Source organism: Streptomyces sp. NPDC058685 (assembly GCF_042714725.1).
In the GTDB taxonomy this organism is placed as follows: Bacteria; Actinomycetota; Actinomycetes; order Streptomycetales; family Streptomycetaceae; genus Streptomyces.
This window is the reverse complement of the sequence record NZ_JBHXSL010000084.1, coordinates 1-23,116: the sequence shown is the minus strand read 5'-3', so window position 1 is coordinate 23,116 and position 23,116 is coordinate 1. Positions and strand designations below refer to the sequence as shown.

The following is a 23,116-nucleotide window of genomic DNA, read 5'->3' as shown; positions in this document are numbered from 1 at the left end:
AGCGCCCGCCCCGGGGGCCCCGGGCGGGCCGCACCGCGCGCCCGCCCCGCGACCGTGTCAGGCCGTGGCCACCTCGACGGCGGCGAGGTTCTTCTTGCCGCGCCGCAGGACGAGCCATCGGCCGTGCAGCAGGTCCTCGTGGGTGGGGACCGCGTCCTCGGCCGTGACCTTGGTGTTGTTCACGTAGGCCCCGCCCTCCTTCACGGTGCGGCGGGCGGCCGACTTGCTGGCCACGAGACCGACCTCGGCGAACAGATCGACGACCGGCGCCAGCTCGGCGACCCGGGCGTGCGGCAGTTCCGACAGAGCGGCACGCAGCGTCGGCTCGTCGAGCTCGGCCAGATCGCCCTGACCGAACAGCGCCTTGGAGGCGTTGACGACGGCGGCGCACTCGTCGGCTCCGTGCACCAGCGTCGTCAGCTCCTCCGCCAGCGCACGCTGGGCCGCGCGCGCCTGCGGACGCTCCTCCGTCAGCTTCTCCAGCTCCTCGATCTCGTCGCGGGACCGGAAGCTGAAGATCCGCAGGAACTTGGAGACATCACGGTCGTCCGCGTTCAGCCAGAACTGGTAGAAGGCGTACGGCGTCGTCCGCTCCGGGTCCAGCCAGACCGTGCCGGACTCCGTCTTGCCGAACTTGGTGCCGTCCGCCTTGGTGATCAGCGGGGTGGCCAGCGCGTGCACCACGGCCTCCGGCTCGACCCGGTGGATCAGATCCGTGCCCGCGGTGAGGTTGCCCCACTGGTCGCTGCCGCCGGTCTGCAGCGTGCAGCCGTACCGCCGGTTCAGCTCCAGGAAGTCCATGCCCTGAAGGATCTGGTAGCTGAACTCGGTGTAGCTGATGCCCGCGTCCGAGTTCAGCCGTCGTGCGACCGCTTCCTTCGCGATCATCTTGTTGACCCGGAAGTACTTGCCGACGTCCCGCAGGAAGTCGATCGCCGACAGACCCGACGTCCAGTCCAGGTTGTTGACCATGGTCGCGGCGTACGGACCGTCGAAGTCCAGGAAGCGCTCGATCTGCGCCCGCAGCCGGTCCACCCAGCCCGCGACGACCTCCGGCGCGTTCAGCGTGCGCTCCGAGTTCGGCTTGGGGTCGCCGATCAGGCCCGTCGCCCCGCCGACCAGACCCAGCGGGCGGTTCCCCGCCAGCTGGATCCGGCGCATCGTGAGGATCTGGACCAGATTGCCCAGATGCAGGCTGGGCGCGGTCGGGTCGAAGCCGCAATAGAACGTGACGGGACCGTCCGCGAACGCCTTGCGCAATGCGTCCTCGTCAGTGGACAGGGCGATCAGCCCGCGCCACTGCAGCTCGTCGACGATGTCCGTCACTTCTCTCGCGTCTCCTTCGGTGAGTGCGTCTGTCCCTACAGACGCCTCCGAGGTTATACGCCCTGGCTGACCGAACTCATATTGAAATCGGGGACCCGGAGCGCGGGCATCGCGGCCCGGGTGAACCAGTCGCCCCACTCGCGCGGCAGCGTCTTCTCCGTCCGGCCCGCCTCCGTCGTCCGCGAGAGCAGATCGACCGGCGACTCGTTGAAGCGGAAGTTGTTCACCTCGCCGACGACCTCGCCGTTCTCCACGAGATAGACGCCGTCCCTGGTCAGACCCGTGAGCAGCAGGGTCGCCGGGTCGACCTCGCGGATGTACCACAGACACGTCAGCAGCAGCCCGCGGGCGGTCGCCGCCACCATCTCGTCCAGCGAACGCTCGCCGCCGCCGTCCAGGATCAGGTTCCCGACGCCGGGCGCCACCGGCAGACCCGTCAGGGCGGCGCTGTGCCGCGTGGTCACCAGATGCTCCAGCTTGCCGTCGCGCACCCACTCCGTCGCCGGCAGCGGCAGACCGTTGTCGAAGACCGAGGCGTCGTCGCCCGAGGCGTGCGCGATCACGAACGGCGCGGACTCCAGGCCCGCCGCGTTCGGGTCGCTGCGCAGCGTCAGCGGCAGGGGGGAGAGCGTCTCGCCGACACGGGTGCCGCCGCCGGGCTTGGAGAAGACCGTACGGCCCTCGGCCGCGTCCCGGGCCGTCGATGACCACAGCTGGTAGATCAGCAGGTCGGCCACCGCGGTGGGCGGCAGCAGGGTCTCGTAGCGACCCGCGGGCAGCTCGATCCGGCGCTCGGCCCAGCCGAGGCGCTGTGCCAGCTCCTCGTCCATGGCCGCCGGGTCCACGTCCTTGAAGTCGCGCGTGGAACGGCCGGCCCACGCGGAGCGCGAGCGGTCCGGGGACTTGGCGTTCACCTCCAAGGTGCCGTTCGGCTGGTCGTGCCGCAGCCGCAGACCGCTGGAGGTGCCGAGATAGGTGCTGGTCAGCTCGTGGTTCGCGAAGCCGTACAGCTCCCGCCCGCCGGCCCGGGCGCGGGCGAACGCCTCTCCCAGCGCCGGCGCGAAGTCCCCGAAGACGGCCGACGAGGTCTCCACGGGAGCGTCGGTGAAGTCGGGCGACGCCTCGACCCCGGAGACCAGTGGCTGGGCGTCCTCGGCCGGACCGGACGTACGGGCGGCCTCCTCGGCGGCCCGGACGAGGGGTTCGAGGTCCGCGGCGGTGACGGCGGAGCGGGAGACGACACCGGAGGCGGTGCCCTCCTTGCCGTCGACGGTGGCGATCACCGTGAGGGTGCGGCCCCGGGTGACGCCGTTGGTGGTGAGGGCGTTGCCCGCCCACCGCAGATTCGCGGAGGACTGCTCGTCGGCGATGACGACGCAGCCGTCGGCAGTGGACAGCTCGAGCGCGCGCTCGACGATCTCGTGGGGCTTGGTGTGGCGATTCGTCGACATCAGCGTCCGGCCTCCTGCGTGGTGTTGAGACTGTGCCTGCCCGGGGTACGACGCCCGGATCCCCGGCGGATCGTGCCGCGCCCGCTCATCGCCCCGCCTCCTGCGTGGTGTTGAGGATGTTCACACCGCGGAACAGGGCCGAGGGGCAGCCGTGGGAGACCGCGGCGACCTGGCCCGGCTGGGCCTTGCCGCAGTTGAAGGCGCCGCCCAGCACATACGTCTGCGGGCCGCCCACCTGCTCCATCGAGCCCCAGAACTCCGTCGTCGTCGCCTGATAGGCGACATCGCGCAGCTGACCGGCCAGCCGGCCGTTCTCGATACGGAAGAACCGCTGACCGGTGAACTGGAAGTTGTAGCGCTGCATGTCGATCGACCACGAGCGGTCGCCCACGACATAGATCCCGCGCTCCACCCCGCCGATCAGATCCTCCGTCGACAGCCCGCCGGCCGCCGGCTGGAGCGAGACGTTCGCCATCCGCTGGACGGGCACATGCGCGGGGGAGTCCGCGTACGCACAGCCGTTGGAACGGCCGAGGTCGGTCAACTTCGCGATCCGGCGGTCCAGTTGGTAGCCCACCAGGGTGCCGTCCCTGACCAGGTCCCACGACTGCGCCTGCACACCCTCGTCGTCGTACCCGATGGTGGCGAGTCCGTGCTCTGCGGTGCGGTCGCCGGTCACGTTCATCACCGAGGAGCCGTAGGCCAGCTTGCCCAGCTTGTCGAAGGTGGCGAACGAGGTCCCCGCGTACGCCGCCTCGTAGCCGAGCGCCCGGTCCAGTTCGGTGGCGTGGCCGATCGACTCGTGGATGGTGAGCCAGAGGTTCGACGGGTCCACCACGAGGTCGTAACGCCCGCCCTGCACGCTCGGGGCGCGCATCTTCTCCGCGAGCAGCTCCGGGATCTGCTCCAGCTCGGAGTCCCAGCCCCAGCCCGTGCCGGTCAGATACTCCCAGCCGCGTCCCACCGGCGGCGCGATGGTCCGCATCGAGTCGAACTCACCGGTCGTCTCGTCCACGGCGACCGCCGTGAGCTGCGGATGCAGCCGCACCCGCTGCTGCGTGGTGACGGTACCCGCGGTGTCCGCGTAGAACTTGTTCTCGTGCACGGTCAGCAGCGAGGCGTCCACATGTGCCACGCCGTCCGCCCGCAGCATGCGCCCGCTCCACTCGGCGAGCAGCGCCGTCTTCTCCTCGTCCGGCACCTCGAAGGGGTTGATCTCGTACGCCGAGATCCACGTCTTCTCGGCGTGCACCGGCTCGTCCGCCAGTTCCACCCGCTCGTCGGAGCCGGCCGCCGCGATCACCTGCGCCGACAGCTTCGCCATCGCGACCGCCTGGCCCGCGACCCGGGCGGCCCCGTCCATGGTCATGTCGACGCCCGAGGCGAAGCCCCAGGCGCCGCCGTGCACCACCCGCACCGCGTACCCGAGGTCCGTGGTGTCCGATGAGCCGGCCGGCTTGGCGTCGCGCAGCCGCCACGCCGCGCTGCGTACGCGCTCGAAGCGGAAGTCGGCGTGGTCGGCGCCGAGCGCCCGCGCCCTGGCGAGCGCCGCGTCGGCGAGCGCCCGCAGCGGCAGTGCCGTGAAGGCTTCGTCGATGGTATGAGGCACGAAATGTCTCCTGTCGTCGAGACGGGTCGCCCCGATCATGTCGCGCCGGGGTGGCCGTTGCCCAGCGCCTTTCTGTAGGGACCCGACAGTGACGCGAACGAGGCGCTGTCAGGGCCCGATTCTCCGCGAAGGGGATGGGACCGATAGGTTTTCGCATACCAGACCGCTATCGAAAGGGTGATCCGTTGAGCCGCTCGGTTCTCGTCACCGGAGGAAACCGGGGCATCGGCCTCGCCATCGCCCGCGCGTTCGCCGATGCCGGCGACAAGGTCGCGATCACGTACCGCTCCGGCGATCCCGCCGCCCTGCAGAAGGACGGCTTCCTGGCCGTCAAGTGCGACATCACCGACGCCGAGCAGGTGGAGCAGGCCTACAAGGAGATCGAGGAGAAGCACGGTCCGGTGGAGGTGCTGGTGGCCAACGCCGGTGTCACCAGGGACCAGTTGCTGATGCGTATGTCCGAGGACGACTTCACGGCCGTTCTCGACACCAACCTCACCGGCACGTTCCGCGTCGTCAAGCGTGCCAACCGGGCCATGCTGCGCGCCAGGAAGGGCCGCGTCGTCCTGATCTCGTCGGTGGTCGGTCTGCTCGGCTCCGCGGGACAGGCCAACTACGCCGCCTCCAAGGCCGGCCTGGTCGGCTTCGCCCGGTCCCTGGCCCGCGAGCTCGGCTCGCGCAACATCACGTTCAACGTCGTCGCGCCCGGCTTCGTCGACACCGACATGACGCAGGCGCTCACGGACGACCAGCGCGCCGGCATCGTCTCGCAGGTGCCGCTCGGCCGTTACGCGAAGCCGGAAGAGGTCGCCGCCACGGTGCGTTTCCTCGCCTCCGACGACGCCTCGTACATCACTGGAGCCGTCATCCCCGTTGACGGCGGATTGGGCATGGGTCACTGATCACATGAGTGGAATCCTCGCCGGCAAGCGCATTCTCGTCACGGGCGTCCTCACGGACGGTTCGATCGCCTTCCACGCGGCCAAGGTGGCGCAGGAGGAGGGCGCGGAGGTCATCCTCACCGGATTCGGCCGCCTCAGCCTCGTCGAGCGCATCGCGAAGCGGCTGCCCAAGCCCGCCCCGGTCATCGAGCTGGACGTGACCAACCAGGAGCACCTGGACGGTCTCGCCGACAAGATCCGTGAGCACTCCAGCGACGAGTCGGGCCTCGACGGCATCGTGCACTCGATCGCCTTCGGCCCGCAGGGCGCGTTCAACTTCCTGGAGGCGAGCTGGGACGACGTCTCGACCGCGGTCCAGGTCTCGGCGTACTCGTACAAGTCGCTGGCCATGGCCTGCCTGCCGCTGATGCAGCGCGGCGGCTCGATCGTCGGCCTCACCTTCGACGCGACGATCGCATGGCCGAAGTACGACTGGATGGGCGTGGCGAAGGCGGCGCTGGAGTCCACGAACCGTTACCTGGCCCGTGACCTCGGCGCGCAGAACATCCGCTGCAACCTGGTCTCGGCGGGACCGATCAAGTCGATGGCCGCGAAGTCGATCCCGGGCTTCGAGGAGCTCGCGGACGTCTGGAACCACCGCGCCCCGATCGGCTGGGACCTCTCGGACCCGGACCCGGCGGGCCGCGGTGTGGTGGGCCTGCTGTCGGACTTCTTCCCGCGGACGACGGGCGAGGTGGTGCATGTGGACGGCGGCGTCCACATGATGGGCGCGTAGGACGCCTTCGGCGTCGGGCGTGCGGGGTGGCTTGTCCCGCGGGCCGGTCGCTGTGAACGCCGGGCAGCCCGCGGGTGCGGGCGGCCCGGCGTTCGTTGTGCGCGGGCCCGGCGGGTGCGGCGGGCGGGCACCGGGCTCTGCTCCGGACTGCGGGTAGCCGCCGGACTGTCCCTCGCCCAGGGCTGCACGGGGGTGGCCGGCCGCGTCGGCTGTAGGGGCGGCGCGCCACGGCCCGATGGGTACGCCTCCGCTCGCTGTGGACCGCTGTCGACCTGGCCGGGTGACGTCGTGCGGGCACTGCCGCTTCGGCCCGGCCGGTCGACCCCGCCCGCCCCCCGCTGCCTGCCGAGGGGCGCCGCGACGGCGGGTGGTTGCCGTGCGCTGTTGCTGTCCTGGCGCTGCGCCGTCCTGCGCGGTCGCGGCCGTGCTGTTTCGGCACGGGTTGGCCCGGTGCTGGTCTCCTGGCTCATCCCCGCCGCCCGCCGAGGGCCGCTGTCGACGGGGCCGGGTGACGTCGTGCGAGCCCTGCTGTTTCGGCACGGCCGGTTGGCCCGGTGCTGGTCTCCTGGCTCATCCCCGCCGCCCGCCGCCCGCCGCCCGCCGCCCGCCGCCCGCCGCCCGCTGCCTGCCGCTGGTCGCCGCGACGGCGGGTGGTTGCCGTGCGCTGTTGCTGCCGTAGCCCTGCGCCGTCCCGGCCCTGCCGCCTCGGCCGGTTGGCCCGGTGGTGGTCCCTGGCTCTCGCCCGAACCCCCCTGTCCGCCGGGGATCGCCGCGACGGCGGGCGGTTGCCGAGCGGGTTGCGGCCCTGTCCCTGCGCCGACCTGCGCCCTCCCGGCCGTGCCGCTTCGGTGCTGGTCCCTGGTTCTCGCCGGGCGCCCGCTGGCCGCCGGGGGTCGCCGCGACGGTGGCCGGTTGTTGCCCTGTGCATTGTTGGCCAGGCACTGCGCCCTCCCGGCCGTGCCGCTTCGGCCCGGGCCCCTGCCGGCCCGAGTCCGGCTGCCCGCTGTCCACGCCCGGCGGGTGCGCCCCTGCTTCGGCTGCGGGCCACGCGCCGTCGCCATGGCCGGCTGCCTGCCGTACCGATGGCACCCCCGCCCCCGGTTGCCTTCCCGGGTCGCTGCCCGTCGGTCCCGGCTTGCGTCGTCCGGCTGATGCTGTTCCGGCAGCGGCAGCGGCACCGGCACCGGTCATGTGCCAGGTCGCCCGTCGCCGGGGCTGCGACCGCGCTGAGCCTCTGCCGCCCGGGCGCCGGCCACCCATCAGGGCCTGCTCCCGCCCGCCCCACCGGCCCCGCCGGCCCTCACCCCGCGCGATCACGGCCCGTCGTCACGACCACCCCACCACCCGTCGTCGACCGCCCGTTTCGCCCGTTCGGCCCGCGACGCCGCGCGGTTTCGCCGGATGACAGGGACTCTGGAGAAGCAATCCCCCTTGTGGTGCAGCCGCGGCGATTGCGCCGCCGTACGGCCGAGGAGGTCCTGCTCATGCGTACGAACTGGCGCTCGGCGCCCGTGCTTGCAGCGGTGACACTCCTCCTGTGGGTGACTCCGGACGCGTTCTCCCAGCCCCACCGCCCGATGCCCAAGCCCGCTCCCGCGCCTCCCGCGCCCGTCTACGCGGCCGACTGCCGCACCGTGGTCGAGGGCTCGCAGGCCACCGCCTTCTGCCACAACCCGTACCCCGCCGTCGACCGGGTCCGGCTGCACATCGAGTGTGAGCGCTGGTGGGACATCGACGTCGACGGTTCGCCCGCCGACATCGCCCCAGCGGGGTACGTCGAGATCACCGACCGGTGCTGGAAGGAAGTCCGCTCGGCCTGGGTCAGCCACCAGCCGCAGGCCGCCCCCTGAGGCACAGGAACGGGTAGCCCGCCGCCTCCGCGGCCGCCGTGTCGCCGTCGCCCGCGCGGATCGCCTCGACCAGGCGGGCGTGGTCCATGTGGTTCTCCGGGCGCAGCTCGGCGCCCACGTCGTCGCGCAGCCAGTCCCTCAGCAGGTCGCCGAGGTCGGCGTACAGCTCGCTGAGCACGTCGTTGTGCGAGGCGGCCACCACGGCCAGGTGGAACGTCGCGTCGACGGCGACGAACCGCTCCGCGTCGCCGGTCGCCCACGCCTCCTCGCGCCGGGCGAGCAGCGCGTCCAGCTGCTTCAGATCGCGTTCCGTACGGCGTTCCGCGGCCATCCGTGCCGCGGAGGACTCCAGCGTCGAGCGCACCTCCGCGATGTGCCGCGGGCTGGCGTCGGCGAAGCGCCGGTGCATCACGCCCGCCAGTTCGCTCGTCGCCAGCACATAGGTGCCCGAGCCCTGCCGGATGTCCAGCAGACCGTTGTGGGCGAGCGCGCGGACCGCCTCGCGGACGGTGTTGCGCGCGACGCCCAGCTGCTCGACGAGAGCCGGCTCCGTCGGAATCCGTGAGCCCACCGGCCACTCGCCCGAGGTGATCTGATTCCGCAGCTGCGCGATCACCTGGTCGGTGAGCCCTGAGCGCCGGGGAGAGGTCAGCGACATCGTGCTCCTTGCTCGGAACCGGTCGTCCGGGATTGGACAACCAATCATCCCATGATTCTATGATGGCCTCATGCCGGACGAGACACAGACCCAGACCCCGAGCGAGCCCCAGGCCCGGTCGCTGCCCCTGACCGCCGCCACGGACCGTACCGCCGCGGCACCCGGAACCCGGCCCCACACCGTCTGGATCACCCGGCTCGTCATGGCCGCCATCGTCCTCGCGGCGCTCAACCTCCGTCCCGCCATCACCAGCCTCGGCGCGCTCCTGGAGGAGACGCGCGACGGCCTGCACATGAGCGGCAGCGTCGCCGGCGTCCTCACCTCCGTACCGCCGCTCTGCTTCGCCGTCTTCGGGATCGCGGCTCCCCGTCTCGCCCGCCGTTTCGGACCCGGCGCCGTCGTCTGCGCCGGCATGGTCGCCATCGCCGCCGGGCTGCTGATCCGCCCCTTCGCCGGCGGTACGCCCGGCTTCCTGGCCGCCAGCGCACTCGCCCTGATGGGCATCGCCGTCAGCAACGTCCTGATGCCGGTGATCGTCAAGCGGTACTTCCCCGACCGCGTCGGCTCCATGACCGGCCTCTACTCCATGGCCCTGGCCCTGGGCACCGCCGTGGCGGCGGCCGCGACGGTCCCCATGACCGAGGCGCTCGGCGGCAGTTGGCGTACCGGCCTCGCCGTCTGGGCCGGGGTCGCCGTCCTCGCCGTACTGCCCTGGGTCGCCCTGATCCGCGACCGCAGCCCCGCCGCCGAGAGCGAGCGGGCGGATGCCGCGGCCGGCTCCCGGCAGGCCCCCGCACCGCGGATCACCCGCAGTCCCACCGCCTGGGCCCTCGCCTGCTTCTTCGGGCTCCAGGCCACCGGCGCGTACATCACCATGGGCTGGATGCCGCAGATCTTCCGCGACGCGGGGGTCTCGGCCTCGACCGCCGGAGTGCTGCTCGCCGTGACCATGGTCATGGGCGTGCCGCTGGCGTTCGTCATTCCGCGGCTGGCCACCCGGATGAAGAACCAGGGCCCGATCGTGATCGCCCTGGGCCTGTGCGGACTGACCGGCTACGCGGGCCTGTTCTTCGCCCCGGCCGCCGGGGCCTGGGCCTGGGCGCTGATGCTCGGGATATCCAACTGCGCCTTCCCGCTCGCCCTCACCATGATCGGCATGCGGTCGCGGACCGGCGCGGGCGTCGTACGGCTCTCCGCGTTCGCCCAGTCCACCGGCTATCTGATCTCGATTCCCGGCCCGCTGCTCGTCGGGGTGCTCTACCAGCACAGCGGCGGCTGGGGACTGCCGATCGCGCTGATGGCGGGGCTGCTCGTGCCGCAGATCGCGGTCGGTGTGCGCGCCGGCCGGGACCGGACGATCGAGGACGAAGCGGTCGTGCGAAACTGAACCCATGCCTGTGCTCGATCCGAATCCCCCGAACGGTCAGAAGAAGCTTCTCCTCGTCTTCGGCGCGATGCTCGCCGTGACCGTGGTGATCGGCGTCATCGCCTCCATCGCCTCTCCCTGACACGGCCGTTGGCCCGGCGCGCGTCGATGGTGGTGCCAGCACCACCATCCCCTAGGGGGCCAGGGTCAGGGTGAAGTGGGTGGGTCACCGGATGGGCCGCCGCACGCATGATCCGTAGCTTTGAGGTCATCAGCCACAGACCCCACGGAGGCGGCCATGCCGGCCCACACGCAGTCCCCGTCCCGGACCAAGGGCAGCGTCGACATCCGGCTTCCGTGGTGGGCCGTGGCGCTCCCGATGCTCGCCTTCGTCGTCCTGCTCGTCGTGATCGCCGACCCGGCGCAGGCACACGCCGCGAACGGCGACCCCGCGATGGGACGCATCCTCGAGCACATCCGGCACACACTCGCACGCTGACGGAATCACTCGTGGTGGGGCAGCCGGTCAACACCCTGCGCCCGTTGGCGCATTTCATGCGAAGCTGGAGTGCATGAGCGTCGCCACGTCGTCCGGTGGCACACCCCCCGGACCCCCCGAATCCCGCAGGATCGTGCTCCTCCGGCATGCGAAGGCCGACTGGCCGGAAGTGGCCGATCATGAGCGCCCGCTCGCCGACCGCGGCCGCATGGACGCCCCGGTGGCAGGCCGCCGGCTCGGCGAAACCGGAATCGCCTTCGATCTGGCCCTGTGCTCGACGGCGGCCAGAACCCGTGAGACGTGGAAGCTGGCGGTGCACGAGCTGCCGCACCGCCCGAAGACGGTGTACGAGGAGCGTCTGTACGACGCCTCGCTCGGTGACCTGATCGCGCTGCTGAACGAGACCGACGACTCGGTCAACGACCTGCTCGTCATCGGGCACAACCCCGGCATGCACGCGCTCGCCGACGCCCTCGCCGGCAAGGCGGAGGCGGACGCCCTCGCCCGTATGACGCAGAGCGGTTTTCCGACGTCGTCGTTCGCCGTCGTCGGGTTCACCGGTTCCTGGAAGTCCCTGGAGCACGGGGTCGGCACCCTGCTCGAGTACTGGGCGCCGCACGACTGAGCCGTGCGTCTCCCGCCGGCCGTCCCTGTCGGCACCCGGCCGGAATCGACGGAGGCCGGACTGCGCCCCCGCGGCCCATCGGGTCGTGCCGGGGCCGCAGTTCGGGCCGTCCGGCTGCGACGCACCACCACCGCGGAACCGCGCACGACATCCCGAGGCGGCTGGCTATCGTTCCGGCATTCCCGGTGATGTGTCGCCGGTGACCCAAGGGGAGGGCTCCATGACCAGCGGCGAAAGCGGCAGCGGAACGCACGAGGGATTCTCGGCCGACGAACGGGCCGCGATGAAGGATCACGCCCAGGAGCTGAAGAAGGCGGCCCGCCGCAGTTCGCGCGCGGACAAGGCGGCGGAGGCGGCGCGGGACGTGATCGCGAAGATCGCGGAGATGCAGGAATCGGACCGGATCATGGCCGAGCGCGTCCACGCCGTCATCACCGACAGCGTCCCGGCCCTCGCGCCGAAGCTCTGGTACGGGATGCCCGCCTACGCGCTGGACGGCAGGATCGTCTGCTTCTTCCAGAGCGCGGAGAAGTTCAAGGCGCGCTACGCGACGCTCGGGTTCAGCGACCAGGCGAAGCTGGACGAGGGCACGATGTGGGCGGCCGGATTCGCCCTGACCGAGGTGACACCCGAGGTGGAGACGCGGATCGCGGCGCTGGTGAAGCAGGCGGTGGGCTGAGGCCCGGTCGGTACGCGGGGGGTTCCGCAGCCTCGCGTGGCCGCCCCGCTCGGCGCCCGGCGGAGTGGACCGACGCGCCCCAGCAGCAGACGAGAGGCCCCGGCACACCGTGCCGGGGCCTCGGCCGTGTGGCCCGCCCACCTGGGCCGCGGCGTGTGCCGCCGACGCCCGCAGCTCAGTGCTCGGCGTTCGGCTCGTCCGCCGCCTCGACCTCTTCCCTGGTGATCCCCAGCAGATAGAGGACCGTGTCCAGGAACGGCACGTTGACCGCCGTGTGCGCGGCCTCGCGGACCACCGGCTTGGCGTTGAACGCGACCCCTAGCCCGGCCGCGTTGAGCATGTCCAGATCGTTGGCACCGTCGCCGATCGCCACCGTCTGCGCCAGCGGTACGCCGGCTTCCGCCGCGAACCTGCGCAGCAGCCGCGCCTTGCCCGCCCGGTCCACGATCTCGCCGACCACCTTGCCGGTGAGCTTCCCGTCGACGATCTCCAGGGTGTTCGCCGAGGCGAAGTCCAGGCCCAGGCGTTCCTTGAGGTCGTCCGTGACCTGGGTGAACCCGCCGGAGACCACGCCCACTTGGAAGCCGAGCCGCTTGAGCGTACGGATCAGGGTGCGGGCGCCCGGCGTCAGCCGTACCTCGGCGCGTACCTTGTCGACGACCGAGGCGTCGAGCCCGGCCAGCAGGGCCACCCGCGCGTGCAGCGACTGCTCGAAGTCCAGCTCGCCCCGCATCGCCGCGGCGGTGACCGCGGTGACCTTGTCCTCGCAGCCCGCGTGCGCCGCGAACAGCTCGATGACCTCGTCCTGGATGAGCGTGGAGTCGACGTCCATCACGACCAGGCGCTGAGCGCGGCGGTGCAGACCCGCCGAGACCACCGCGATGTCGACGCCGATGTCCGCGGCCTCGATGGCCAGGACCGTGCGCAGGGCCTCGGTCTCCACACCGGAGACGGCGAACTCCACGGCGGTGACCGGGTACTTCGCGAGCCGGAAGATGCGGTCGATGTTTCCGCCGGTGGACGCGATCCTGGCCGCTATGGCCGCCGTCGACTCCGCGGTCAGCGGGTGCCCGAGCACCGTGACATGGGAACGGCCGCTGCCGCGCGGCCGGTTGTCACCCGTGCCCGAGATGATCTCGGCCTGGAGTTTCAGCGAATCGGCCCAGCTGTGGACGGTGGACCGCAGCTCGCCCTCCGAGGTGCCGCCCGCGGTCGGCGCGGTCACCAGCGCGCACAGCACGAGGCGGCCACGGGAGACGACCTGCTCGATGTCGACGACGTCGACGGAGAAGGCGGCGAGGGTGTCGAAGAGACCGGCCGTGATCCCGGGACGGTCCTTCCCGAAGATCTTGACGAGAAGGGTGCGTACGTCGGAAGTCTGCGAAGCGCTCATGGTGGTTCCACCGTATCGGGCCCGGACGACGGCGAGACGTCGCGTCCCGAGGAGCGGACAGGCGTCCGACCCGGTGAGCGGCTATCTGCCGGACCTCGGCGGCCGGGGCGGCGGCGGGCCGTCCTCCTGCTCGGGCGGGGGCAGGCGGCGCGGCGGCAGGGGAGGCATGGGCCCCGCGACCGTCGGAGCGCCGTGGATCTCCGGAGGGCCGCCACGGTGCCTCTCCCCGGAAGTCCCGCGGTCCCCCTCCCCGGAAACCCCACGATCCTTCCGCACGGAAGCGCCCCGGCCGGGCGGAGGGACATCGCGGTCCCGCGGAGGGCCGCCGCCGTCCTGCGGCGGCGCCCCCCGGCCCCATGAAGCCCGGTCCCGCCCGGCGCTGCCCTCCGCAGGTGCGTCGCGGACCTCGGGCGGCAGGCGCAGATACGGATTGGTGTCGGGATTCGGCGGCCGGTACGGGGATGTCGGCCGGTACGGACCCGGCCCCTCGCGCACCTCGGCCGGGACCGCATCCTCGCCCCGCCGGCCGCCCCGGGTCGCGTACACCAGCAGCGCCCCCGCCCCGCCCGCCGCGGCTCCCCATGCCGCACCCAGCACCAGCGCCATGCCCGCCCGGCCGTGCAGCTCGATGCCCGCACCGAACGCGTCGAGGCCGAGGACCGACAGGGACGCGCCGGCGGACACGTCCGTCAGCCACACCAGCAGCGGCAGGGTCAGGGCGCCCACCACCGCGAGCCGCACCGCGCACCGGCCCGCGAAACCCGCCGTCCCCCGGCGGCCGACCGGCGTCCGGGAGGCCGCCAACACCCCGGCGTACAGCATCATCACGGCCGTCGCCACCGCGAGCAGCCACACCCGCCCGTCCAGCTCGGCCAGCCTGCCCACGGTCGCCGGCTCGTCCGCCGAGATCCGCAGGAACTCGTCCAGGGGGTCCGGCAGCACCTTCGCGAGTTCACCCGTCGCCGTGCCGTCCCACGGCACGAACAGCCCCAGCGGCACGCCGAGCCATACCCCGTTGGGCGCCCCGAGCAGCGCCGCGCCCGCGATCCGCTTCGGGTGGTCGTCGCCGACGGCCGCGTAGGCCGCCGCCGCGTACCCCGCGAGCACGGCGACCAGCAGCACCGCGACCATCGCCGATGCGGCGGGACGGATGTGCCGTCGTACCGCGTCCCACGGCGCGCCGCTCGGCAGCGGAGCGCGGCGGCCCGCGAGCAGCGCGACGACCAGCACGCCGAGCACCCACAGCAGTGCCCCCACCAGCGAATCGGCGGTGTTCACGCTGAACCCGACGGACGCCTTCGCGTCCACCAGGTCCCCGATGCGGTCCGGCAGCAGCCCTCCGATGTCACCGATGTCGCCGAGTCCCGGCACCTCGATTCCGCCGTCCCCGCCGGTCCCCGGGATCGCGCCGTCGAGCCCCAGCTCCGCGCCGTCGATGGTGATGACGTCATGGCCCGCCCACGCGAGCCCGCCGACGGTCGCGACGAACAGGACGACCACACCGCCCGCGCGAGCGCCGAGTTCACCTCCCGAGATGTGCGGACCGGCCCGCCGCAGAGAGCGTAGAAAGACGTACGCAAGGAGCAGGGCACCGAACAGACCCACCCCAAGTGGCGTGAAGTCGACGGCCGTTTCGGCCGTCGCGCCGTCGAGTCCGAACGCGGACACATCACCGCTCGGCGTCACCGAACCGTTCACGGCGAGCACCACGACGGCCGCCGTCATCGGGCCCAGTGAGGCCGATGCGTCGGCGCCCAGCAGATGCAGGCCGAGCGCCGCCGCCCCCGCCATGCCCACCAGCGCCCAGCTCACCGCGGCGATCGACGACAGCACCACGTCGACCCAGGGCACCTTGTCGTCGCTGCCGGTCGCGCTCATCCCGGACCCCCCGATCCCTGCTGGGTTTGACCCAGTTGTCCCCAGTCCAGCATGATCCGTGCCGACTGTGGGTGCTTACCACTCTCCGGGGGTGTTTCTCCTCCGTCAACGGGCAACCGGGACGCGGTCTTCACATGGCCCGACTTTCGGATACGGGACCGCGCCTGAAATAGTTCCCCACGATGTTCGCCATCCCTAGACTCCCTGTGATGGGGGTAACTCGGGGGACAACTAGTGGGGCATGGAGTGCCGGAACTCGTACTGGAATTGAATGGAAGGACCTGGACGCTCGATCCGTCCAGGTCGTACACCCTCGGACGTGATCCTCAGGGTGATCTGGTGATCGACGACGCCAGGGTCTCGTGGCGGCACGCCAGCATCAGCTGGGGCGGCCGCAGTTGGGTCATCGAGGACCACGGCAGTACCAACGGCACGTATGTCCAGGGCCAGCGGATCCATCAGATGGAGATCGCTCCCGGCTCGGCCGTGCACCTGGGCAACGCCACCGACGGACCGCGGCTGAATCTGTCCGGTGCGGCGGCGGGCGCCTACAGCGCACAGGGCGCGGCTCCTCAGCAGGCGGCAGCTCAGCAGGCTCCGGCCCAACAGCCGCCGCAGCAGCAGTGGCAGCAGGCTCCCGGGCAGAACTGGCCCGAGCCGCAGCAGGCACAGGTCCCGCACCAGCCCGGTCCGGGCGGTTCCGGCGGCGCGGCGGGGGCGCCACCGGTCTACGGGGACCGCAGCCCGACCACGTTCCACCAGCTCTCGCTCGGCCGCGTGATGCGTATCGGCCGTGCGCTGGAGAACGAACTGGTGGTCTCCGACCTCCAGGTCTCGCGTCACCACGCCGAGTTCAGCTCGCACCCGGACGGCCGCTTCGAGATCCGTGACCTCGGATCCCACAACGGTACGTACGTCAACGGTCAGCCGATCGCCAAGTCCGGTACGGCCCTCATCGGCCCGAACGACATCGTCGGCGTCGGTCACTCGACGTTCCGTATCGTCGGCGGCCAGCTCGAGGAGTTCGTCGACACCGGCGAGGTCTCCTTCTCCGCCCGCCACCTCACCGTGACGGTCGACGGCGGCAAGCAGATCCTGCGCGACGTGTCCTTCGGTGTGCCGGAGAAGTCGCTCATCGGTGTCATCGGCCCCTCGGGCTCGGGCAAGTCCACCCTGCTGAAGGCGCTCACCGGTTACCGGCCCGCCAACCAGGGAGACGTGCTCTACGACAACCGGAGCCTCTACAAGCAGTTCGCCGAGCTGCGCCAGCGCATCGGTCTGGTCCCGCAGGACGACATCCTGCACAAGGAGCTCACGGTCCGTAAGGCGCTCAGGTACGCGGCCAAGCTCCGCTTCCCGGGCGACACCGCGAACGCGGAGCGCGAAGCCCGTATCGACGAGGTGCTGCGCGAGCTCAAGCTCGACATCCACAAGGACAAGAAGATCACCTCGCTCTCCGGCGGCCAGCGCAAGCGCGTCTCGGTCGCTCTGGAGCTGCTGACCAAGCCGTCGCTGATCTTCCTGGACGAGCCGACCTCCGGTCTCGACCCGGGCATGGACCGCGATGTGATGCAGCTGCTGCGCGGCCTCGCCGACGACGGCCGCACCGTCCTCGTGGTCACCCACTCCGTGGCCGAGCTCCAGCTGTGCGACAAGCTGCTCGTCATGGCTCCGGGCGGCTCGGTCGCCTACTTCGGTCCGCCGGAGGAAGCGCTCAACTTCTTCGGCTACAGCACCTGGGCCGATGTCTTCTCGGCGTTCGAGAACTACCGCGACTACGACTGGGCGGGCCGCTGGCGCGGCTCGCAGCACTACCAGATGTACGCGGCCGACATCGACGCCGTGGCCGCGCAGCCGGTGAACCTGGTGACGCAGCAGAGCAAGCCGCCGAAGCCGCAGAGCTGGGGCTCCCAGCTGGTCACGCTGGTCCGCCGCTATGTGTCGGTGATCGCGTCCGACAAGGGCTTCATGGCGCTGATGCTGATCCTGCCGGCGGTGCTCGGCGCGGTCAGCCTGCTGATCGACCCGGACAAGGGTCTGCTGCCGAACGTGAACGCGCAGACCGGCCGGATCATCCCGAACGGCACGGCGACCACGGTCCTGCTGATCCTCGCGGTCGGTGCGTGCTTCGCGGGAGCCGCCAACTCGGTCCGTGAGCTGATCAAGGAGCGGGTGATCTACGAGCGCGAGCGCGCGACGGGTCTGTCGCGCTCCGCGTATCTGATGTCCAAGGTGATCGTCCTGGGCATGATCACGGTGCTCCAGGGCGCCCTGGTCGGCGCGATCGGCTTCTCCACCCGTGAGCTGCCCTCCGAGGGTCTGGTCATGGGCGGCGCGGTGATGCTGGAGCTGTCCGTGCCGATCATGGCGCTCGGCTTCACCTCGATGATGTTCGGTCTGATCATCTCGGCGCTCGTGAAGACCGCCGAGAAGACGATGCCGCTGCTGGTGATGTTCGCGATCATCCAGGTCGTCTTCACCGGGTGTCTGTTCATCCTGCACGGCACCATCGGCGTCAACGAGTTCTCGTATCTGATGCCGTCGCGGTGGGCGGTCGCCGCCGCCGGGGCCACGCTGGACTTCAACAAGATCAGCCCGAACCCCGACGACCCGACCAGCACCGACCCGCTGTGGGACCACGAGGCGGCGGCCTGGGGCATGGACATGGCCGCCCTGCTCGCCCTCGGAGCCTTCTGCGGATTCCTCGTCGCGCGCTTCCTGCGCCGCCACGAGCCCGAGGTCATGCGCAAGTAGGCCGAACCGGAAACGCGCCCGAGGGCGGCACCCCGCATGGGGTGCCGCCCTCCGGCGTGTGGGTCGTCAGCCTCAGTAGGCGCTGTTGACGTTGTCGATCGAGCCGTAGCGGTCGGCGGCGTAGTTGGCCGCGGCGACGATGTTGGCGACCGGGTCGTACTGGCTGTGCTTGGTGCCGGCGACGTGGTACGCGTCGAAGGTCGGCTTGATGACCTGGAGCAGGCCGATCGAGGGGACGCCGTTGATCGCGTTGATGTCCCAGTCGTTGATGGCGTTCGGGTTACCGCTGGACTCGCGGATGATGTTCTTGTGCAGACCCTGGTAGCTGCCCGGGATCTTGTGCTTCTTCATGATGTCGAGCGACTCGCGGATCCAGCCGTCCAGGTTGTTCGCGTAGACGGGCTTGCGAGCGGCGGCACGGCTGGCGGCCTGGTCGGCCGCCCGCTTCTTCGCGGCGGCCTCGGCCGCGGCCTTCTTCTTCGCGGCAGCGTCGGCGGCGGCCTTCTTCGTGGCGGCCGCCTTCTTCGCCGCGGCGTCGGCCGCGGCCTTCACCTTGGCCGCGGAAGCCGACTGGTCGGCGGCGTCGAGCGACAGCGTCTTCGGCGCGTCGAGGGTCATCGCCACCGGGGCGATCTTCTGAGCGGCCTGGGGCTCGGCGACGGCGACGGCGGCGTCGCTCTCGCCGGCCGGGGCGAGGGAAAGGGTCAGTGCGGCGACACCGGCGGCGGCGATACCGGCGATCGAGACCTTGCGGGTCTTGGTCATACGGGTGCTGAACGCAGACATATCGTCGTACCTCTTCGAGTAGCGGAAGTCGCATCAGGCCGGAGCGGCGCTGCGCTCTACGGCGGGCGACGGCTGCAATTCTTAGCGCCAGCAAAAAGCCCTGGCAAAGGTGTGACGTACGATCCGCGATAGTGGATCAGGGGTCGGGCAAATCGCCCGTATGCCCATTCATCCCATGCTCAAGTGCCCTTTTTGTATCCACTAGTCTGCTTCGTAAGTGATCTGCGTCCTATGCGCGGGCTCACATGGGAGGGCAAACCGTTTCACGATCCGTTGCTTCAGCAATGCAAAGAGTGAGTGCTTTCGGCGGGCAGAAGGAGATGGATGTCGCCGAACTCGTGCCACAGATAGCGGCGTTCGAGCGCCTCCCCGTACGCACGCCCCAGCGCCGCACGCCCGGCGATCGCCTCCAGCATCAGCAGATGCGAGGCCTCGGGCTCGTGCAGCCCCGTCAACAGCCCGTCGACGGCACGCACCCCCCGCTCGGGCGTGACCACGAGATCGGTCCATCCCGACGCCGCCCGCACCACTCCGTCGGGGTCCGTCGCCGACTCCAGCGCCCGTACGGCGGTCGTGCCGACCGCGAGAATCCGCCCGCCGCCCGCCCGTGCCGCGTTCACCAGCCACGCCGTCGCCGCCGGCACCTCGAAGCGCTCCGGGTACGGCGGTTCGTGCGCCTCCGCGGAGGCCACGCCCGTATGCAGGGTGAGGGGAGCGAGCTGCACCCCCCGGCTCACCAGCTCCGCCACCAGCCGGGGCGTGAAGGGCCGGGCGGCGCTCGGCATCTCCGCCGAGCCGGTGCCGTCGGGGGAGAGGAGCGCGAACACCGTCCTGTACGCGGCCAGCGGCTGGTCCCCGGCCGTGTAGGAGTAGCGGATCGGCCGCCCGTGGCGGCGCAGCAGCCCCGGCACGGTCACGGACGCCGACGCCCACCACAGCCGCACGCCCCCGGGAGCCAGCGGCTCCTCCAGCACCAGATGATCGCCGCCGGGCAGTTTCACGCGCGCGCCCGCGGGCCCGCCCGCGCGCGGAAGAGTGCTGCCCCCGCCGTCGGGGGCCCGCAGCTCCACCGCCCACCGGCCGTCGTCCCCGCGCGTCGAGAAGTGGACGACGACCGCTTCGCCCGCCAGGCGGCCGTTGACGGCGGCCGGCAGCGTGGCGGAGGTGTTGACCACCAGCACGTCACCGGCCCGCAGCAGACCGGGGAGATCCCGGAATGCGTGATGGGTCACCCGCGTCCCCCGCGAGACCATCAGCCGTACGTCGTCACGACCCGAGCCACGCACCTCGGCGGGCACCCTCGCCGAGAGGTCCTCCGGCACCCGCAGCGTGTCCAGCACGGCACCCCCTTCCCCTTCCGCGGCACCGCGGGCGCCCCTCACACGGACCCCAGCAGCGCCGGCGCCCCGTACCGGCCGCTGACCGGACGCTCGTCCAGCAGCCGCAGGAAGCCGGGGACCACCGAGACCGGATCCGGGCGCGGATCGGCGTCGTCCGGAACCGCCGCCGCGTACAGATCCGTCTGCATGTCACCCGGGTCCACCGCCCACACCCGCAGCCCCGGCTCCTCGACCCCGAGCACCGCCGTGAGGTGGTCCAGCGCCGCCTTCGACGCCCCGTAGCCGCCCCACGTCTCGTACGCCTCGGCCGCCGCGTCCGAGCTCACCGCGATCACCGTCCCCGCGTCCGACGCCCGCAGCAGCGGCAGCGCCTCCCGGACGAGCCCCAGCGCGGCCACCACATTGGTCTCCAGTGCCGCCCTCAGCCCCTCCAGCGGCAGCGCCTCCAGCCGCACCAGCGGCTCCGCCCCCAGCGCACTGGCATTGCTCACCAGCAGATCGAGCCCGCCGAGCCCGCGGGCGGCGGCCACCAGCTCCGTGCGGTGCGCCGGATCGGTCACATCACCGGCGACCGCCACGACCCGCGTCCCGTGCGCGGCCACCCGCCGTGCGCTCTCCCTCAGTACGACCTCGGTCCTCGCCCCCAGTACGAGGTCCCAGCCCCGCTCCGCGAGAGCCGCCGCCAGGGCGTGCCCCAGCCCTTTCGAAGCACCCGTGATCACAGCTACCGGCATGACGTCCATCCCCTTGTCCGCGTCGATGCCCTCACCGTAGGAACGCCACCCGCCCGGCCACCTCGTGCGCGGGACCCCACCCTGCTCGGTTCTTCGACCTAGGGCCTCTCGGTCGTTTCCACGTGAACGGCGGACGAGGACCTAGGCCTCAGGGCCCGGGCGACTGCGTCCGCGGGCCGATACGGACCGTCACACCCCGCGGGTACGGTGAGCTCATGAGCCACCGACCACGCTCCGGCCTCGCGGCCGTGAGCACCGCGCTCCTCGCCATGAGCAGGCATCTCGAGGTCCGCGACGTGCTGAAGACGATCGTCGCCTCGGCGCGGGAGCTCCTCGACGCGGAGTACGCGGCACTGGGCGTCCCGGACGACCACGGCGGCTTCGCGCAGTTCGTGGTCGACGGGGTCAGTGACGATCAGTGGAAGGCGATCGGACCGCTGCCCCGGCAGCACGGCATTCTCGCCGCCATGCTCCGCGACGCCAAGACCGAGCGGCTCGGCGATGTGCGCAAGGACCCCCGATTCGAGGGCTGGCCCTCCGCCCACCCGGACATGTCCGACTTCCTCGGCCTGCCCGTGAAGGACGGCGACGAGACCATCGGCGCGCTCTTCCTCGCGAACAAGCGCTGTCCGAAACCCGACGGCGGCTGCGGATTCACCGAGGAGGACGAGGAACTGCTGGCGATCCTCGCCCAGCACGCGGCCATCGCCCTGACCAACGCCCGGCTCTACGAGCGAAGCCGCGAACTCACCATTGCCGAGGAGCGCTCGCGCCTCGCACACGAACTGCACGATGCCGTCAGCCAGAAGCTCTTCTCCCTGCGGCTCACGGCCCAGGCCGCCGCCGCCCTGGTCGACCGGGATCCGGCACGCGCGAAGGGGGAGCTCCACCAGGTCGCCTCGCTGGCCGCCGAGGCCGCGGACGAACTGCGCGCGGCCGTCGTGGAGTTGCGCCCCGCTGCGCTGGACGAGGACGGGCTCGTCAACACGCTCCGTACGCAGATACAGGTCCTCGACCGGGCCCACAGCGCCCGGGTCACGTTCGACACCTGCGGGGTCCGGGCGCTGCCCGCGGCTCAGGAGGAGGCCCTGCTGCGGGTCACCCAGGAAGCCCTGCACAACGCACTGCGGCACTCCGGGGGCGACCGGGTCGACGTGGTTCTGGCCCGCCGCGGCCAGGGCGCGGTCCTCAGCGTCACCGACAACGGCACGGGCTTCGAGCCCCGCACGGTCCGCCGGGCCGGCCGCCACCTGGGCCTCGTCTCGATGCGCGACCGGGCGGGCGGGGTCGGGGGAAAGCTCACGGTGCAGTCCGCGCCCGGAAAGGGCACGACGATCGAGATGGAGGTCCCCGGTGGCTGACAGGACTATCCGTGTGCTGCTGGTCGACGACCACCAGGTGGTCCGCCGCGGGCTGCGCACCTTCCTCGAGGTCCAGGACGACATCGAGGTGGTCGGTGAGGCGGGCGACGGGGACGAGGGTGTGGCGCGCGCCGAGGAACTGAAACCGGACGTCGTCCTGATGGACGTGAAGATGCCCGGCACCGACGGCATCGAGGCACTGCGCAAGCTGCGTGACCTCTCCAACCCGGCCCGTGTGCTGATCGTGACCAGCTTCACCGAACAGCGCACCGTGGTCCCCGCCCTGCGGGCCGGCGCCTCGGGCTACGTCTACAAGGACGTCGACCCGGAGGCCCTCGCCCGCGCCATCCGCTCCGTCCACGCGGGCCATGTACTGCTCCAGCCCGAGGTGGCGGGCGCGCTGCTGTCCCAGGACGAGCCGGGCAACGGCACGGGCCGCGGGGGTTCGCTCACGGAGCGCGAGAAGGAGGTGCTCGGCCTGATCGCGGACGGCCGGTCCAATCGCGAGATCGCCCGCGCGCTCGTCCTGTCCGAGAAGACCGTCAAGACGCACGTCTCGAACATCCTGATGAAGCTGGACCTCGCGGACCGGACACAGGCGGCGCTGTGGGCCGTGCGGCACGGAATGACCAGCTGATCGGATCGTCGCGCTCCGGTCCGAGATTCATACTGTCGGGTGTATGTCACCCGGACGGCGCATCCTGATCGTGCGTGGGCCGTTCTCCATGGCGTGCTGCGGCGGCCGGCCGCAGCGAATGTCCAGGAGGATTTTCGAAGTGATGAACCTGAAGAAGGCCGCTGTCCTGACCATCGTCGCCGGTGGCATCGTCGCCGCGGGCGCGGGGGCCGCGTCGGCGTCCGACGGCGGCGCGTACGCCGACGGCAAGGCCGTGGGCTCCCCGGGCGTCGCCTCGGGCAACCTGATCCAGGCCCCGATCCACATCCCGGTGAACGCGGTCGGCAACAGCGTCAACGTGATCGGCGTCCTGAACCCGGCCTTCGGCAACCTGGGCCTGAACGGCTGACACCCCTTCGCCGACGCCGGGGGGCGGGAATGCCCCCCGGGGGTGGGCGGCGGGGGGGGGTGTCCCGGGGCGGAACCGGGGGACGGCCAGGGGGGGGCCCCCGCC

At 71.5% G+C, this 23,116-nt stretch carries 21 protein-coding genes; 12 read left to right on the top strand and 9 right to left on the bottom strand.

Annotated elements, in window-relative coordinates; genetic code table 11:
• Positions 1-57 precede the first annotated feature (57 nt).
• The 3 genes from tyrS to ACFWU3_RS35060 all read right to left on the bottom strand — a co-directional run bounded on the left by tyrS (position 58) and on the right by ACFWU3_RS35060 (position 4,425).
• Positions 58-1,326, bottom strand: coding sequence for a tyrosine--tRNA ligase (gene tyrS / locus ACFWU3_RS35070; RefSeq protein ID WP_384445470.1), 1,269 nt, complete (start codon positions 1,324-1,326; stop codon positions 58-60).
• A 53-nt stretch (positions 1,327-1,379) separates the two neighbouring features.
• Positions 1,380-2,777: a metallopeptidase TldD-related protein gene (locus tag ACFWU3_RS35065; protein WP_384445468.1), complete on the bottom strand. Its 1,398-nt coding sequence runs from the start codon at positions 2,775-2,777 to the stop codon at positions 1,380-1,382.
• Between the two features lie 85 nt (positions 2,778-2,862).
• Positions 2,863-4,425, bottom strand: coding sequence for a TldD/PmbA family protein (locus tag ACFWU3_RS35060; RefSeq protein ID WP_384445466.1), 1,563 nt, complete (start codon positions 4,423-4,425; stop codon positions 2,863-2,865).
• Positions 4,426-4,571: 146 nt separating this feature from the next.
• On the opposite strand from ACFWU3_RS35060, the gene fabG reads away from it, so the two are divergent.
• From fabG to ACFWU3_RS35045, 3 genes are all read left to right on the top strand, one after another.
• Entirely contained in the window at positions 4,572-5,288 is a 717-nt protein-coding gene (fabG, locus tag ACFWU3_RS35055) for a 3-oxoacyl-[acyl-carrier-protein] reductase (RefSeq protein ID WP_313947138.1), read from the top strand.
• 4 nt (positions 5,289-5,292) lie between these two features.
• Positions 5,293-6,063: an enoyl-ACP reductase FabI gene (gene fabI / locus ACFWU3_RS35050; RefSeq protein WP_384445464.1), complete on the top strand. Its 771-nt coding sequence runs from the start codon at positions 5,293-5,295 to the stop codon at positions 6,061-6,063.
• 1,484 nt (positions 6,064-7,547) lie between these two features.
• Positions 7,548-7,913, top strand: coding sequence for a hypothetical protein (locus ACFWU3_RS35045; protein WP_384445462.1), 366 nt, complete (start codon positions 7,548-7,550; stop codon positions 7,911-7,913).
• Here ACFWU3_RS35045 and ACFWU3_RS35040 read toward each other — a convergent pair.
• Positions 7,885-8,571 carry a FadR/GntR family transcriptional regulator gene (locus tag ACFWU3_RS35040; RefSeq protein ID WP_384445460.1) on the bottom strand — a complete coding sequence of 229 codons (687 nt, stop codon included), beginning with the start codon at positions 8,569-8,571 and terminating at the stop codon, positions 7,885-7,887. The two genes, ACFWU3_RS35045 and ACFWU3_RS35040, sit on opposite strands and share 29 nt — an antisense overlap.
• Positions 8,572-8,641: 70 nt before the next feature.
• On the opposite strand from ACFWU3_RS35040, the gene ACFWU3_RS35035 reads away from it, so the two are divergent.
• From ACFWU3_RS35035 to ACFWU3_RS35015, 5 genes are all read left to right on the top strand, one after another.
• Positions 8,642-9,958, top strand: coding sequence for a CynX/NimT family MFS transporter (locus tag ACFWU3_RS35035; RefSeq protein ID WP_384445458.1), 1,317 nt, complete (start codon positions 8,642-8,644; stop codon positions 9,956-9,958).
• A gap of 4 nt (positions 9,959-9,962) precedes the next feature.
• A complete protein-coding gene (locus ACFWU3_RS35030; protein ID WP_313947144.1) occupies positions 9,963-10,079 on the top strand; it encodes an SGM_5486 family transporter-associated protein in 117 nt (38 codons plus the stop codon).
• 156 nt (positions 10,080-10,235) lie between these two features.
• Positions 10,236-10,436, top strand: coding sequence for a hypothetical protein (locus ACFWU3_RS35025; RefSeq protein WP_313947145.1), 201 nt, complete (start codon positions 10,236-10,238; stop codon positions 10,434-10,436).
• 73 nt (positions 10,437-10,509) lie between these two features.
• Complete coding sequence (locus ACFWU3_RS35020) at positions 10,510-11,061, top strand: SixA phosphatase family protein (RefSeq protein WP_384445455.1); 552 nt, start codon at positions 10,510-10,512, stop codon at positions 11,059-11,061.
• A gap of 220 nt (positions 11,062-11,281) precedes the next feature.
• The gene (locus ACFWU3_RS35015; protein ID WP_384445453.1) at positions 11,282-11,740 is read left to right on the top strand and encodes an iron chaperone; all 459 of its coding nucleotides are present in this window, start codon (positions 11,282-11,284) and stop codon (positions 11,738-11,740) included.
• A 175-nt stretch (positions 11,741-11,915) separates the two neighbouring features.
• Here the strand turns inward: ACFWU3_RS35015 and serB are convergent, their stop codons facing one another.
• On the bottom strand, positions 11,916-13,133 hold the full coding sequence (gene serB / locus ACFWU3_RS35010) for a phosphoserine phosphatase SerB (protein ID WP_384445451.1): 1,218 nt from the start codon (positions 13,131-13,133) through the stop codon (positions 11,916-11,918).
• Between the two features lie 81 nt (positions 13,134-13,214).
• Positions 13,215-15,011 carry a streptophobe family protein gene (locus ACFWU3_RS35005; protein WP_384445449.1) on the bottom strand — a complete coding sequence of 599 codons (1,797 nt, stop codon included), beginning with the start codon at positions 15,009-15,011 and terminating at the stop codon, positions 13,215-13,217.
• Positions 15,012-15,257: 246 nt separating this feature from the next.
• On the opposite strand from ACFWU3_RS35005, the gene ACFWU3_RS35000 reads away from it, so the two are divergent.
• A complete protein-coding gene (locus tag ACFWU3_RS35000) occupies positions 15,258-17,765 on the top strand; it encodes an FHA domain-containing protein (RefSeq protein ID WP_384445448.1) in 2,508 nt (835 codons plus the stop codon).
• Positions 17,766-17,837: 72 nt separating this feature from the next.
• On the opposite strand, the gene ACFWU3_RS34995 is transcribed toward ACFWU3_RS35000, so the two are convergent.
• From ACFWU3_RS34995 to ACFWU3_RS34985, 3 genes are all read right to left on the bottom strand, one after another.
• The gene (locus ACFWU3_RS34995; RefSeq protein ID WP_384445446.1) at positions 17,838-18,551 is read right to left on the bottom strand and encodes a transglycosylase SLT domain-containing protein; all 714 of its coding nucleotides are present in this window, start codon (positions 18,549-18,551) and stop codon (positions 17,838-17,840) included.
• A gap of 278 nt (positions 18,552-18,829) precedes the next feature.
• Positions 18,830-19,891 (bottom strand): S-adenosylmethionine:tRNA ribosyltransferase-isomerase, encoded by a 1,062-nt coding sequence (locus tag ACFWU3_RS34990; protein WP_384445444.1) that lies wholly within the window; start codon positions 19,889-19,891, stop codon positions 18,830-18,832.
• A gap of 38 nt (positions 19,892-19,929) precedes the next feature.
• A complete protein-coding gene (locus tag ACFWU3_RS34985) occupies positions 19,930-20,625 on the bottom strand; it encodes an SDR family NAD(P)-dependent oxidoreductase (RefSeq protein WP_384445442.1) in 696 nt (231 codons plus the stop codon).
• Between the two features lie 215 nt (positions 20,626-20,840).
• Between ACFWU3_RS34985 and ACFWU3_RS34980 the strand changes: the two genes are divergently transcribed.
• The 3 genes from ACFWU3_RS34980 to chpE all read left to right on the top strand — a co-directional run bounded on the left by ACFWU3_RS34980 (position 20,841) and on the right by chpE (position 23,011).
• Positions 20,841-21,986 (top strand): GAF domain-containing sensor histidine kinase, encoded by a 1,146-nt coding sequence (locus ACFWU3_RS34980; protein ID WP_384445440.1) that lies wholly within the window; start codon positions 20,841-20,843, stop codon positions 21,984-21,986.
• Entirely contained in the window at positions 21,979-22,623 is a 645-nt protein-coding gene (locus tag ACFWU3_RS34975) for a response regulator (RefSeq protein ID WP_384445438.1), read from the top strand. The genes ACFWU3_RS34980 and ACFWU3_RS34975 overlap by 8 nt, the downstream gene beginning before the upstream one ends.
• Positions 22,624-22,762: 139 nt before the next feature.
• A complete protein-coding gene (gene chpE, locus ACFWU3_RS34970; RefSeq protein WP_313947156.1) occupies positions 22,763-23,011 on the top strand; it encodes a chaplin ChpE in 249 nt (82 codons plus the stop codon).
• Positions 23,012-23,116 lie beyond the last annotated feature (105 nt).